This is a genomic window from [Clostridium] saccharolyticum WM1, assembly GCF_000144625.1.
Lineage (GTDB): Bacteria > Bacillota > Clostridia > Lachnospirales > Lachnospiraceae > Lacrimispora > Lacrimispora saccharolytica.
The window spans coordinates 1,028,361-1,042,072 of sequence record NC_014376.1 but is presented as its reverse complement, the minus strand read 5'-3'; the positions used below and the strand labels follow the sequence as shown (position 1 = coordinate 1,042,072).

The following is a 13,712-nucleotide window of genomic DNA, read 5'->3' as shown; positions in this document are numbered from 1 at the left end:
AAGGGGTTTCCTCTTTTCTGCCCGTTTCCCAGGGCATCAAGGGATCCCTGTAAGGGGTTTCCTCTTTTCTGCCCGTTTCCCAGGGCATCAAGGGATCCCTGTAAGGGTCCTATCAGTATGCCCTGCCGGCGTTTTCTACTTTACACGAAAAAGAGGAAAAAAACAAGCGGTCAAGGATCAATCTTTTTTTCTTTTATCTTTGCTTCCAGAGCTTCCACAACAGTTTTTAAAACCTTAATCCTGGCATAATACTTGCAGTTCCCTTCTACGACCACCCAGGGAGCATAGGATGTGGAGGTTCGCACCAGCATCTCATTGACCGCAGATTCATACTGTTCCCATTTTTCCCGGTTTCTCCAGTCCTCTTCTGTGATTTTCCACTGCTTGGCTGGATCCACCTGACGTTCCTTAAAGCGTTTTTCCTGTTCAGCCTTATCAATATGGAGCCAGAATTTAATCACAACGGCTCCGGCATTAGCCATATGGTTTTCCATTTCATTGATTTCCTGATAAGCCTGCTTCCACTGGGCTTCCGTACAAAAGCCCTCAATCCGCTCCACCAGGACCCGGCCATACCAGGTCCGGTCAAAGATGGCGATATGACCTGCCTTTGGAACATGGTTCCAGAAACGCCACAGGTAATGATGGACTCGCTCCAGATCATTGGGAGCCGATGTGGGGTAAACCTTATATCCTCTTGGGTCTAAATGGCTGGTAAGGCGTTTAATGGCTCCGCCCTTTCCGGCTGCATCCCATCCCTCAAAGCCTAAGACTACGGGAATCCTTAGCCGGTATATCTGGCTATGGAGAGATTCCAGCTTTTCCTTAAGCCTCTCCATCTCTTTCTTATAAGCTTCCTTTGATATGGACTTTGTCAGATCCACACCGGACAGAACTCCGTTTTGGTATTTCCCGGAACGGACCGGCACTTCCTTTTCCTTTCTCTCCCCCCTTAGCAGCCGATGCTTTAAAGCATCCTCTAAGCAGTCCGCCACCTGGGTTATGATCTTTGCGGAAGCAAAATCCCTGTCAGAAGCCTCAATGATGGTCCATGGGGCATAGTCCATGTCAGTCTTTTCAAGCATTTCCTCACAGACTGCCAGATATCGGCCATACTCCTTATTCCTGCGCCAGTCTTCCTTTGTCACCCGCCATTCTGTCTCCCCGGAGCTTTCAAGCTTGTTAAAACGTTTCTTTTGGTCTTCCCTTGAAATATAGAGAAACAGCTTTATAATGACCATGCCGTCATCTGTAAGCTGCCGTTCAAAGCTTTGAATATCATGGAAGGCCTCCGGCAGAGCCGTTTCCGGGATCTTACCCTCAAACCGCTCAATGGTCACCTGCCTGTACCAGCTTCTGTCAAAGAGGGCGATTCTTCCCTGGGCCGGAAGCTTGGTCCAAAAACGCCATAAAAACGGGCGCATCTGCTCCTCTTCCGTTGATTTATCATTGGCATATACATCAAAGCCTCTAGGGTCCAATGCCTGAATCAGGCGGTTGATCTGGGTGCCTTTTCCCGACGCTCCCATACCCTCGAACACAATCATGACAGGAATTTTAGCTTCCTTGCAATTCCTCTGCAAAAGGCCCAGCCTTTCGCTCTGCTCCTTCCTTGTGCTTTTATAGGTTTCTTTGTCTATCCTTTTTGATAAATCAAGTTTTTCCAGCATGAACCGTCCTCCTTCGCCTAAACAGTTAAGCTTATAGTTTCGAAAACACCTTTGCAACCTCCGGCATGACCTGACTGATCTTTATCATCTGGGGACATGCTTTTTCGCAGCGGCGGCATGCCCTGCAGCCTTTTGCATTTACTGACAAAGCCCCGTATCCGGCCTTTGCCTCACTTTCCTTATGGGCAGCCGTCATGTTGTAATAAGAAAAGATCTCCGGAATCTCCAGACCAAAGGGGCAGGGAAGGCAGTAGCGGCATCCGGTGCAGCCCACCAGGGCCATGGAATCAAACAGTTCCTTGGCCTTTTTATAAACCTGCTTTTCTTCCGGCCTTACCATTCCCACACTGCTGCGGTCAGCAAACTTAAGGTTTTCCTCAAGCTGCTTCTCATCGCTCATTCCGCTTAAGAGAAGACTCACCGGACGCTGGTCCCACAAAAAATCAAGGGCATATTCCACGATGGTTTTTCCCTCAGGAAATACCTTTTTCACATGGTCCGCAGGATCTGCCAGCTTACCGCCTAACAGTGGTTCCATGATCACAACTGCAAGCCCATTATCCGCAGCAGCTTTTAATCCCTTCACTCCTGCCTGATGCTCTAAGTCCACGTAATTATATTGAATCTGGCAAAAATCCCATCCATCATAATAAGTTAGGATATCCTGAAATACATCATATGAATCATGGAAGGAAAAACCAAGGTATTTTATTTTTCCTTCATCCCGTGCTTTTTCCATACGTTTTACAAGATCAAATTTTTTAACCTTGTCTTCAAAACGGTCCCTGCTTAAGGCGTGAAGGAGGTAAAAATCAACATGGTCTGTCTGAAGCTTTTTCAGCTGACCTTCTAAAATCTCATCAAAGTCTTCCGGCTTCTCAAGCTTCCATACCGGACATTTGGTTGCCAGGTACGTTTTTTCCCGGTAACCATCCTTTAAGGCTTCTCCTACGATCCTTTCGCTTTCTCCCTGATGGTAAGGATATGCCGTATCGATGTAGTTCACGCCTTCATCAATGGCATGGCGGATCATGGATACCGCCCGTTTTTCATCCACCTGTTCATCCTGATGGAGCGGAAGCCTCATGGCTCCAAAACCAAGAGCCGATACCTTGATTCCTGTTTTTCCAAAATCACGATACTGCATAATTATCCTCCAATACAATTCTTACAGCCTTCCTGCAGGCCATCCTTCTCTTTATTGTACCATAATTCACGTTCCAGCCAAAGTCTTTTTTCTTAATTTGGGTAATAAATCACCACGCTTAAGCGGCAGATTTCCTCGCTGCTGTTGTGATACTCATGAGGACAGTCTGCCTGAAAACGGACCCCGCCTCCACGGACCGCCGTAAACCGGGCTTCGCCTGCCTGGAGCCTAAGCTCCCCTGAAAAAACCATGATAAACTCCTGGGTATTTTCCAGGTGAGGATCAGCCTTTAAGCGGCTGCCAGGATCAAGCTCGAGGTACATCATTTCAAAGCGTCTGGTACTGTCAAAGGAAAAAACAGGGTAATTACGGCAGCGTCCGTTATCCTCAAGAAGGGGCTGCATTTTCGCCGTATCTACCACCTCGTACGCTGGCTCCGGACAGCTTACCAGCTCCGTAAAGGGGACCTTAAATCCGTATGCGATTTTCCAAACCATGGCAATGGTGGGGTTCACCTCTCCCCGTTCGATCTGCCCCAGCATGCTTTTGCTGACTCCCGATGCCTTTGCTGCAGCATCCAGGCTCATCTTTCTCTGCGTTCTCAGTCTCTTTATATTTTCTGCAACGATGGAATTAATAACATCCAATAAAGTCCCCTCCCTGCCATTGACATTATACGGTATAAGCCACATAGGCTATCGCACAAACAATATACTGATTGTCTTGTACATGATATCATACCCCAGAAAGGAGAAAATCTATCACCTGCCGTTCCATAGAAAAGCGTTGATGCTCATTAACTAATGAGCATCAACGCCACCCTTTCCGTTGGGATTCCCGGCAGTCTACCGGTAATCATCCACATCAAATTCTCTGTCCTTAAAATAATACTTTCTGTCTTCTTCCCCGATTTCCCGGATCACCCTGCAGGGATTTCCCGCAGCAATGACATGATCCGGTATATCCTTTGTCACCACACTGCCGGAACCGATCACCACGTTGTCGCCGATCTTCACACCTGGATTAATGACTGCATTTCCCCCGATCCAAACATGATTCCCAATGGTAATGGGGATTCCATACTCATAGCCTGAATTTCTGGATTCCGGATGAACCGGGTGGCCTGCGGTATAGATGGATACGTTTGGAGCTAACATGACATTGTCACCGATCACCACCTTGCCAACATCAAGAATGGTACAGTTGTAATTGGCGTAAAAATTCTTTCCTACCTCAATATTTTTTCCATAATCACAATGGAAAGGCGGTTCTATATGGGTATTTTCCCCTGCTTTTCCCAGGATCTGCCGGATCAGTTCATCCATCTTATTTTCTTCTTCCGGACTTAACAAATTATAAGCATGGATTTTCTTCTTGTTTTCCAGCCGCTCCCCGGACAATCCATCCAGCCATGCCTTATAGGGCAGTCCGGCAAGCATTCTTTCTTTCTGATTCATGTTATTTCCTCTCTAAACTGGCTTCCTGCTTTTATTTATGAGCTTTCCGCTTACATTGGTTTAGGGTCATCGCTCGGTTTAAATTTCCAATACAAGGAACTGCCAGCCTTTTAAAGTAATCTTGTTCTGGTCTAAACATACCTCCGGACCGTTATTGATCAAAACTGATTTTGGTACGCAGGGCAGAATCGCTTCCTGTGCATCTTTTTGAAAATTCCCAATGATAAGGAGTGTTTTAGGCCCTTTCCGGTAGTAAGCCATTATATTCTTCTCTCCCTCAAGCACTGGTTCCAGGGTTCCATAAACAATGGTTTCCTTCCACCGGGGATCCTTCCTTAACTGAATCAGCCTTTTATAGAACATGAATACCGAATCATCCCGGGAAATCTGGTCAGCCACATTGATATCCTTATAATTCGGATTCACCTTCAGCCAGGGGGTGCCTTCCGTAAATCCTGCATTGGCCGTTGCCTCCCACTGCATGGGAGTTCTTGCATTATCCCTGCTGTAGCGGCTTACAATGCCAAGCGCTTCTTCCGGCGTGTACCCTGCCTCCAGGGCGGTCTTATATTGGTCAAGAGTGGCAATGTCATCCACCTCATCAATACTGGAAAAAACAGTATTTTCCATTCCGATTTCCTGTCCCTGATAGAGAAATGGGATGCCCCGGAGCATAAAATTCAGGCCGCCAAGCATCTTTTTCGCTTCCATGGTACATTCTCCTGCAGGAATGTAATGACTGACTCCCCTTGGCTCATCATGGTTTTCAATGATGTTGGATAAAAAGCCTGAGGTTCCCACATGCCTTTGGGCATCAAAGCAGCAGTGCTTATAATCCTCCGGAGTAATCTCCCTGGCATCGTACCAGCCCAATTCACTTTTGCCGAATACGGTTTCATTAAAATCAAATTTACTGGAAAAGTATCCGTTTTCACCGATGAAGTCTTCTAATTCCTCCGGCTTTTCATCAAAGACCTCCCCAACGGTAAAAGCATCATGAGGCTTGAAGCAGCGGTCTCTCATCTCGCTTAAAAATTCACCTACTCCATTGGCATGGGACAGCATTTCCTGGATACTGCATAAACCGTCTTCCCGGTCTGGCTGGTAGCTCTCAAAAGGGAGAGCCTTTTTGATATTGATGATTGCATCGATCCGGAAACCACCCAGGCCCTTATCCAGCCACCAGTTGATATTTTTATAGATCTCCTCCCGGACTGCCGGATTTTCCCAGTTTAAGTCCGGCTGTTTTTTATGGAACGAGTGGAGATACTGCTTATTGGTACCGGGTATATCGCTCCACACCGAATTTCCAAAGTAAGAACGCCAGTTGGTAGGGGATTTCCCGTCTTTTTTTTCGCGGATATAAAAGTATTTTCCATATTCACCCTCCGGATCGGCGCACGCTAATTGAAACCATTTATGCTCGTCGGAGCAGTGGTTCACCACCAGATCCATGACGATATCCATCTCTCGTTCTTTCGCTTTTTTAATAAGCTCCTCCATATCCTCCATGGTCCCGAACCTGGGGTCTATGTTATAATAATCAGCAATGTCATATCCCTGATCCGCAAACGGGGAAACATAGATCGGAGACAGCCATAGGATATCCACCCCCAAGTCTTTTAAATAATCTAATTTACGGATAATCCCTCTTAGATCCCCAATGCCGTCCCCATTGGAATCCAGAAAACTCTTTGGATAAATCTGATAAGCGGTTTTATCATGCCACCATTTCTTAATCATCGTAAGTGACCTCTCTTTTCTGTAGTAGCCTTATTCTACCTCGGAGAAAAAGATTTGTCTTACACTTCTATGATTAAAAAATTCACTATTTTGACTTTTCTTTCCGATATTGCAAGGGAGTCGTCCCGGTATACCTTCGGAATATTTTCAAAAAGTTCCCAAGGTTAAAAAAACCGGAGTCCAGACATATGTTCATGACCGGAAGATCTGTGGTTTCCAGAAGGGAAATTGCCTTCCGGATCCGGTAATCATTGATGTATTCCGTGGGAGTCCTGCCAAGGGCTTTTTTAAAAAATCGGCAGAAATACTGCTCGTTCATGTTGGCAAGGGAAGCAAGGTCACGGATATAAATCTTTTCTCTGTAATGGTTTCTAATAAAGATCATGGAGGCTTTGATCAGCTCTACCCGTGCATCGGTGTTGCGGTGAGAATCGGAATAAAGGTGGAACTGGAATAAAATAGCCAGCATTTTAAGAAGGGAGGCTTTGATATGAAGCTGGGAAATAACGGCTTCTGCAGTACCGCCCTCCATGACAGGGAGTTCCTCTTCTCCAAAGAAATCGGTCACACTGGTAAAGCAAGCCAGAATGGAAGCATAGGACGGATGATCTGGCTGAAGGCACCTTGGAAAGGAAAGCTCCTGATTCCTCAGGGGATTAATCAGGTACATCTGAGCCGAGTCATAAGTTTCAAAACTGAGAATTCCCGGCTGGAATACAATGGCATGCTCCTCATGATAACTTTTGGATTCACTGATGATTCCATGAAGCTCCCCTGGATTGATAAAATAAATACATTCTTCCTGGATTTCGTAAGATTCCATGTTGACTAGTAAGCGGAAGTGGCCCTTAAGAAAGTGGATCATTTCAATTTCCTCGTGCCAGTGGTGCTTCACTATCATACCCTTTTGGGCTGATTGTGTCCGGTAGATCCCGCAGGGAAAGGAACTGGTACCATGGGGACGCCCCTCTTTTAATTTGGATTTTATCTCTGGATTCATGATTATCCTCATTTCCCGGCGCTTTTATGCCTTGAAGTCAAGCGGATATTCCCAATCCGCTCCGCTGCCTGATTCGTTTCAAATACGGTATTCTAAATGTATCATATCACAGGGATGGAAAAGGATTCAAGTAAAAGCATACTGTTCAAGCGGTTGTGTTTATAGTACACTTAAAAATATAACCTAAGCCAGAATACCAGGAGGAATACTATGCTCAGACGATTCCGCAAATTATCCTTTCAGTCTAAAATACTGCTAACCTATTTGCTCTTACTGCTGTTTACCGTGGTTATTTTTGCCATCTGCTATATACAGGGAGTCTCTTCGGCCCTTACCTACAACATTGAGTACATGAAACAGTCAAACCAGCAGAAAAACATGAATTTGGATATTGCCATGGGAAATAACAGCTCCTTAAACCTTCTTCATCTGATCGATCCAAAGGTCAATGTCATACTCCATGAAAAAGTCAGCGATATGTCCGCAAATGATCGTTATGAAAGAGATTATTATATGCAGACCGTTCTTAAAATGCTCACGGTCATCAATCCCCATGTACAAAGAACGACCATCCTGACATCTGAAGGAGACACCTATTGCAGCATTAACAATATATCAGAGGATTATATTGAAAATGCTTGGAAGACCATCAAAAGTATCCAGTGGAAAACAAAGAGCCAGAAATACTATACGATTCCTTATCCCCAGAAAATTGGAAATACCGGCTATTCCCTGGTAACGGTCTACCACCAGCTTTCGGATATCGGCCAGTATAAAACCTATGGATACCTTATGGCAGACTTGGATTTTGGCTCCCTTGCAAAAGATTTCAATTCCACTGATGCTGCCGACGGTCTGGCCTCTTCCTTTGCCATCGTATATAAAAACCAGGTCATCTATAACTCCAGAAACGCTTATATCAATCTGGAAACCGATCTTTCAGAAAAAGAAAAGCAGAAAGCCTTTCCTGATCTGGAACAGATCGAAGCATCGGGCCAAGGTTCCGGAGAACTTTTTCTCAATGACACCCTCTGCATTGCCGCTGTTTTAAAAAACGAATCCACCGGCTGGTATCTGGTGCAGTATATCCCTAAGCACCTGCTGATCAGCACCAGTATGGAAAGCATGCTGAATGTCATGGCATGGGTGATGCTGATTCTGACTGCAGCCGGGATCTTAAGCTTTCTATTATCCAAGCAGGTCAGCTGGCCCATTAAGGCGCTGGCAGAGACCATGAGCCAGGCTAGACAGGGGGAAGTAAAGCTTTTCCATGGATTAAAGCCCAGAGAGGATGAAATCGGCAACTTGATTGAAATCTACAATGAAATGGGAAAGCGGATCAACGACAGCATTACCAAGCTGTATATTATGCAGCTGAACCAAAAGCAGACAGAGCTTAAAATGCTTCAGTTCCAGATCAATCCCCATTTTTTGTATAATGCCTTAAACACGGTTACAGCCATTGCCCGGCTGGAGGAAATTGAAGAAATCCCTGCAATCACCGAAAGTCTGTCAGACATGTTCCGCTATAACATCAAAGGGACTGATTTTGTAACGATCAAGGATGAAGTGATTCAGCTAAAGAACTATATCCGCATCCAGTCCATCCGCTTTCCCGGGCGTTTTTCGGTGGAGTATGATATCCCTGCCCAATACGAAAATCATGGAGTGATTAAATTCATCCTCCAGCCCATTGTGGAAAATTCCATACACCATGCGTTTAAGGCAAAACGGAACCAGGACTGTTTAAAAATTTCAGTGTCACCGGATTCGGAAGATTATCTTATGATTTCTGTGTACGATGACGGATGCGGTATGCCGGAAGAAAAGGCGGCTGAATTAAACCGGGCATTATGCAGTACAAAAACCAACACTCTTTTGGGAGAGGATGGTTCTGGCATCGGGTTAGCCAATGTAAATGCCAGGCTAAAAAACTTTTATGGGGAAGATTGCGGCATTGTGGTGGAAAGCCGGTACGGAAGCTTTACCTGCATTCATATGCGGATCAGGAGGAATAAGGAGGGGTAGAATGAAGGTCATTGTTGCAGAGGATGAATATTATGCAAAAAAAATGCTCGTTAAGCTTTTAACTAATAGTACTATGGATATAACCGTATGTCTGGAAGCCGAAACAGGGAAACAGGCTGCTGATTATCTTGCCGGCCAGGACGCAGATCTTGTGATCACCGATATCCGCATGCCGGAGATGGACGGGCTTTCCCTTGCAAAATATGTGGAAGAACACTGTCCGGCAACGGATGTAATGATCGTAAGCGGCTATTCGGATTTTAATTATGCCAGGGAAGCCATGAAGTACGGAGTCCGGTATTACCTTACCAAACCGGTAAAGCCTGAAGAACTGGAAAAGGCTATTGGAGATATTACAAAGGCCAGAGAAGAAAAGAACATGCTGCTTGAAAAGCAGGTGGACCGGAGGCTGTTGCAGGAATCCCTCCAATATGTAAATATCTCCGGCATCCTGGCAAACCGGGCCTTGATGGATACCTTCTGTGATTTATGCGGCGGACAGCTAAAGGAGTGCTTCTACCAAATGCTTTTATTCCAGGGGAAGCATTGTCTGAGCCGGGAAGAGGCAAAAAGGCTGTCAGATTTTCTGGAATCCCCATCCCATCACGGCAATGTCCAGGTCTTTTATTTCCAACAGCCGGACGAAGTGATTGCCATGAAGTTTGATCTGCAGGAAGTGCCCCCGGATCAAAGGCTTTTGTACCGGTTAAAACGGAAACTGCCCCAATGGGAAACAGAGGTCACCTGCGGGATCAGCAGGATTTATAAAGGAGAGGGATCACTTGGGGACGCTTACCGGGACTGTGTTTATGCCATCAATGGAAGATTGCTTGACCAAACAACCAGAGTGTTTGAATATGAACCGGAGCTTTCCATGGAACAGATTGTGACCCAGCAGGAGGAACTGGCGATTTATGAAAGTGTGTTAAAGGGCAGCTACCCCCAGGCAGAAGCTGCTCTCCGACAGTTTTTTGAAAAATGTGAAACGGCCAGTTGGAATGTTTATTCCCTATACAGCGGAATCATGCAGATTTTTTCCGTGATCAGCAGAGCCTATTGCAGCAGGGAGGCCTCTTCCGAATCAGAAGAGGTAAACCGTTATCTTTTATTTTCCTTTAAAACTGACCTATACCAGTTCCGGACCAGGCAGGAGCTTGAACGGTATATGTTTAAAATCCTGGAAAACACCTGCGGCTCCCAGGAGGAAAAAGGAAGCATTATCGAGGAAATCAAGAATTATGTATCCCTTAACTTCCGGTACGAGATCTCCTTAAATGAACTGGCAGCCCACAAATATTTTATGAATTCCAGTTACTTAAGCCGTCTGTTTAAGTCTGAAACAGGGATGAACTTTTCCAAATACTTAATTACCTGCCGCATGGAACGGGCAAAGGAGCTTTTAAAGAATACGGTATTCAAAATAAGCGAAATTGCCGATTATGTAGGCTACAACGACACTTCCTATTTTATCCATACCTTTAAACGCTTTTACCACATGACTCCCGAGCAATATCGTGCCCAGGCGGAAAAAAGGTAAAAAATGTTTTACAAAACATCTCAGATACCTTATACGGGTGGCCACGGTTTGTTTCGTATACTGGTACTACCAATTATAAGGAAACAGAAAGGACGAGATGATGAATATGAAAACAAAAAAAATGTTGGCAGTTGGTTTGGCCTGCTCCCTGGCAGCGACAGTGGCCGCCGGATGCAGCGGAACAGGAAAAACTTCAGGCAAGAGTTCTGATTCCGGAGTGACTCAACTGGAATTTTTCTCTTCAAAGATGGAAAATGTATCCACCATGCAAAAGCTCGTGGATAAATTCAACAAACAGAATACCGATGTTCAGATCACCTTAAATTCCCCGGCAGATGCGGGAACTGTATTAAAAACCAGGATGACCAAGGATGATCTGCCGGATATCATCGCCTATGGCGGCGATAACATCTATACGGAACTTACGGAAGCAGGGATCTTATTGGATTTAAGTGACCAGGAGGTATTAAAGACCATAAACGATTCTTATATGCAGATGGTCTATGATATCAATGGGGATAAAGAAGAAAAAGCATACGGCATCCCATTTGCTGCCAATGCTTCCGGAATTATCTATAATGTGGATTTGTTTCAAAAAGCAGGAGTTAAGATACCGGAGACCTGGGATGAGCTCATTGAGGTATGCGAGAAGCTGTCCGCAGCAGGCATCCAGCCCTTTGAGTTAAGCTTTAAGGATAACTGGACCATCCTTCCATCCTGGAACTCCCTGGCTCCGGCAACACAGCCCGAAGGCTTTTTAGATGCAAAGAGAGAAGGTACGGCAACCTTTTTAGGCACCCATGAAGAAGTTTTGGAAAAGTACAGCAAGCTGGTGAATTATGCCCAGACAGATTTTATGGGAACTTCCTATGATGACGGCAACCGAAGCTTTGCAAATGGCGAAGCCGCAATGCTGATTAACGGCGTGTGGACCGTACCTGAAATCAAAAAAACCAATGAATCCATTAATCTTGATATGTTTGCTTATCCGGCAACCAATGATAAGAGTAAAAACAAGGTTGTATCCGGAATCGATGTCATGCTTATGGTGACAAACCAATGCAAAAACCCGGAAGCTGCCAAGCGTTTTGTGGCATTTATGCTGGAACCGGAAAACAGTCAGCTTTATATAAACGAGCAGTTTGCATTTTCTCCGGTGGAAGGTGTTGTACAGGAGGATGCTTCGGTGGCCGGCCTGGCAAAGGATATTGGTGATGGAAAGGTTACGGATTTTGTAGACCATTATTATCCCAACGGTTATAATCTGTCCGCTATTTTATCCGAGTTTTTCTTAAACAAGGCAAATGGCATGGATGAAAGCGAAAACATAGCTGCAACACTGAAAAAGTGCGATGAACAATATGATATCCTCAATACCCGTTAGACCTGGTAAAAGGAGGATAAGGCATTGAATAAACATAAAAGTAACCATATCAGTCCAGCGTTCTATCTTATGGTGGTTCCCGTGGCAGCACTGTTCTTTTTACTTCATACGGTTCCCTTTCTAAAAGGTATCTATTACAGCTTTACCAACTGGAAGGGCTATGGGAACTGGGAATTTATCGGTTTTAAAAATTTCCTGCAGTTTTTTAAGGATCCTTCCATAAAGCAGGCCTATGGCTTTACCTTTCAGTTTGCACTTTCCGCCACTGTCCTTGTCAACGTATTAAGTCTGACGCTGGCATGCGGGCTCAATGGGAAAATTCGTGGAAAGAATATTTTAAAGGCGCTGTATTTCCTTCCATATATGCTGGGTACTCTGATCATCGGTTTTGTATTTAACTTTATCTTTGGAAATATCATTCCGGGATTTGGAAAATTGGCGGGTATCGATGGGCTGAGTGTCAATATCCTTGGTACCAGCAAAGCATGGCTGGGGGTTTTGTTCGTTACCGTCTGGCAATCCATGGCCTTTAACACCATGATCTATCTCTCCGGCCTTCAGACGGTGGATAAGGATATTTATGACGCGGCATCCGTTGACGGTGCCGTTGGCCTCCAGCGGTTTATCAAGATCACCTTCCCGCTGATCGCTCCTTTTTTTACCATCAATATGGTATTAAGTGTGAAGAGCTTTCTTATGGCCTTTGACCAGATTATGGCGATGACTGGGGGAGGGCCCGGAACTGCGACCACTACGATCTCCATGTTGATTTATAAGCGGGGATTTGACGGCGGACAGTTTGCTTACCAGTCAGCCAATGCCGTTATTTTATTCCTGGTTGTGGCGTCAATTTCCGTATTCCAGCTGAAGATCTTAGAAAAAAGGGAGGCGAAAATCAACTGATGAAAGAGAAAGAAAAGACCAACTGGCTCCTGACAATCCTTCTGTCAGCAATCGCTGTTTTCGTGATCCTGGGCCCCCTTTATCTTACGGTGGTAATCGCTTTGAAATCACCGTCAGACATGGAACATGTACTGGCACTTCCCACTTCCCTGCACTTCGAGAATTTTTCCAGGGCATGGGTGCTTACCGACTATCCAAAGAAGTTCTTAAATACATTTTTTATCACAAGCATCAATCTGGTGTTTACCATCCTGACCAATTCCATGGCAGCTTATGCCATTATAAGGAATAAGGAGAAAAGCAGATTTTTTAATCTCATGTATTATTATTTTATCAGCGCCATGTTTATCCCTTTCAATGTGATTATGCTTCCCCTGGTAAAACAGGCCTCATCCTTTCATCTGGATAACATCTATGGCATCACATTCATTTATATTATATTCGGACTGCCCATGAATACGTTTCTTTATTCAGGTTACATCAAATCCCTGCCTGTGGCATTAGAGGAGGCAGCAAGGATTGACGGGGCGGATACGTTCCAGACCTTTTGGAGCATTCTATTTCCGCTTCTTAAGCCGATGAGCGCTACGGTGGCAATCCTGTCCTTTATGTGGACCTGGAATGACTTCCTGATGCCCCTGGTTTTGTTAAGCGATGCAAGCCAGCAAACCCTGCAGTTGGCCCAGTATGTGTTTAAAGGCCAGTTCTCTACGCAGTATAATCTTGCATTTGCCTCATATTTAATGGTGCTGCTGCCAGTTTTAGCGGTATATGTATTTTGTCAGAAATGGATCATCGCAGGAGTGACCAGCGGTTCTGTAAAAGCTTAACGGAAGGAAGAAG

At 45.1% G+C, this 13,712-nt stretch carries 11 protein-coding genes; 5 read left to right on the top strand and 6 right to left on the bottom strand.

Annotation, left to right across the window (positions count from 1 at the left end):
- Positions 1 to 170 precede the first annotated feature (170 nt).
- The 6 genes from pap to CLOSA_RS04905 form a co-directional block, all read right to left on the bottom strand.
- On the bottom strand, positions 171 to 1,670 hold the full coding sequence (gene pap, locus CLOSA_RS04930) for a polyphosphate:AMP phosphotransferase (RefSeq protein WP_013271670.1): 1,500 nt from the start codon (positions 1,668 to 1,670) through the stop codon (positions 171 to 173).
- A 31-nt stretch (positions 1,671 to 1,701) separates the two neighbouring features.
- Complete coding sequence (locus tag CLOSA_RS04925) at positions 1,702 to 2,817, bottom strand: aldo/keto reductase (protein WP_013271669.1); 1,116 nt, start codon at positions 2,815 to 2,817, stop codon at positions 1,702 to 1,704.
- A gap of 92 nt (positions 2,818 to 2,909) precedes the next feature.
- Entirely contained in the window at positions 2,910 to 3,464 is a 555-nt protein-coding gene (locus CLOSA_RS04920) for a helix-turn-helix domain-containing protein (protein ID WP_013271668.1), read from the bottom strand.
- Between the two features lie 198 nt (positions 3,465 to 3,662).
- The gene (locus tag CLOSA_RS04915; RefSeq protein WP_013271667.1) at positions 3,663 to 4,274 is read right to left on the bottom strand and encodes a sugar O-acetyltransferase; all 612 of its coding nucleotides are present in this window, start codon (positions 4,272 to 4,274) and stop codon (positions 3,663 to 3,665) included.
- A gap of 78 nt (positions 4,275 to 4,352) precedes the next feature.
- Positions 4,353 to 6,017, bottom strand: coding sequence for an alpha-glucosidase (locus CLOSA_RS04910; RefSeq protein ID WP_013271666.1), 1,665 nt, complete (start codon positions 6,015 to 6,017; stop codon positions 4,353 to 4,355).
- 85 nt (positions 6,018 to 6,102) lie between these two features.
- Positions 6,103 to 7,017, bottom strand: coding sequence for a helix-turn-helix transcriptional regulator (locus tag CLOSA_RS04905; RefSeq protein WP_013271665.1), 915 nt, complete (start codon positions 7,015 to 7,017; stop codon positions 6,103 to 6,105).
- Between the two features lie 210 nt (positions 7,018 to 7,227).
- Between CLOSA_RS04905 and CLOSA_RS04900 the strand changes: the two genes are divergently transcribed.
- The 5 genes from CLOSA_RS04900 to CLOSA_RS04880 all read left to right on the top strand — a co-directional run bounded on the left by CLOSA_RS04900 (position 7,228) and on the right by CLOSA_RS04880 (position 13,699).
- The gene (locus tag CLOSA_RS04900) at positions 7,228 to 9,045 is read left to right on the top strand and encodes a sensor histidine kinase (RefSeq protein ID WP_013271664.1); all 1,818 of its coding nucleotides are present in this window, start codon (positions 7,228 to 7,230) and stop codon (positions 9,043 to 9,045) included.
- Position 9,046: 1 nt separating this feature from the next.
- The gene (locus CLOSA_RS04895; RefSeq protein WP_013271663.1) at positions 9,047 to 10,582 is read left to right on the top strand and encodes a response regulator; all 1,536 of its coding nucleotides are present in this window, start codon (positions 9,047 to 9,049) and stop codon (positions 10,580 to 10,582) included.
- Positions 10,583 to 10,688: 106 nt separating this feature from the next.
- Complete coding sequence (locus CLOSA_RS04890; protein WP_242647784.1) at positions 10,689 to 11,966, top strand: ABC transporter substrate-binding protein; 1,278 nt, start codon at positions 10,689 to 10,691, stop codon at positions 11,964 to 11,966.
- Between the two features lie 24 nt (positions 11,967 to 11,990).
- Complete coding sequence (locus tag CLOSA_RS04885) at positions 11,991 to 12,869, top strand: carbohydrate ABC transporter permease (RefSeq protein ID WP_013271661.1); 879 nt, start codon at positions 11,991 to 11,993, stop codon at positions 12,867 to 12,869.
- Entirely contained in the window at positions 12,869 to 13,699 is an 831-nt protein-coding gene (locus CLOSA_RS04880; RefSeq protein WP_013271660.1) for a carbohydrate ABC transporter permease, read from the top strand. Before CLOSA_RS04885 ends, CLOSA_RS04880 begins: the two co-directional genes overlap by 1 nt.
- Positions 13,700 to 13,712: the final 13 nt, after the last annotated feature.

What these genes read in the sequence shown, in the direction of transcription:
- pap (WP_013271670.1), bottom strand. Translation starts at nt 1,670, where the DNA reads ATGCTGGAAAAACTTGATTTATCAAAAAGGATAGACAAAGAAACCTAT.
- CLOSA_RS04925 (WP_013271669.1), bottom strand. Translation starts at nt 2,817, where the DNA reads ATGCAGTATCGTGATTTTGGAAAAACAGGAATCAAGGTATCGGCTCTT.
- CLOSA_RS04915 (WP_013271667.1), bottom strand. Translation starts at nt 4,274, where the DNA reads ATGAATCAGAAAGAAAGAATGCTTGCCGGACTGCCCTATAAGGCATGG.
- CLOSA_RS04910 (WP_013271666.1), bottom strand. Translation starts at nt 6,017, where the DNA reads ATGATTAAGAAATGGTGGCATGATAAAACCGCTTATCAGATTTATCCA.
- CLOSA_RS04905 (WP_013271665.1), bottom strand. Translation starts at nt 7,017, where the DNA reads ATGAATCCAGAGATAAAATCCAAATTAAAAGAGGGGCGTCCCCATGGT.
- CLOSA_RS04900 (WP_013271664.1), top strand. Translation starts at nt 7,228, where the DNA reads ATGCTCAGACGATTCCGCAAATTATCCTTTCAGTCTAAAATACTGCTA.
- CLOSA_RS04895 (WP_013271663.1), top strand. Translation starts at nt 9,047, where the DNA reads ATGAAGGTCATTGTTGCAGAGGATGAATATTATGCAAAAAAAATGCTC.
- CLOSA_RS04890 (WP_242647784.1), top strand. Translation starts at nt 10,689, where the DNA reads ATGAAAACAAAAAAAATGTTGGCAGTTGGTTTGGCCTGCTCCCTGGCA.
- CLOSA_RS04880 (WP_013271660.1), top strand. Translation starts at nt 12,869, where the DNA reads ATGAAAGAGAAAGAAAAGACCAACTGGCTCCTGACAATCCTTCTGTCA.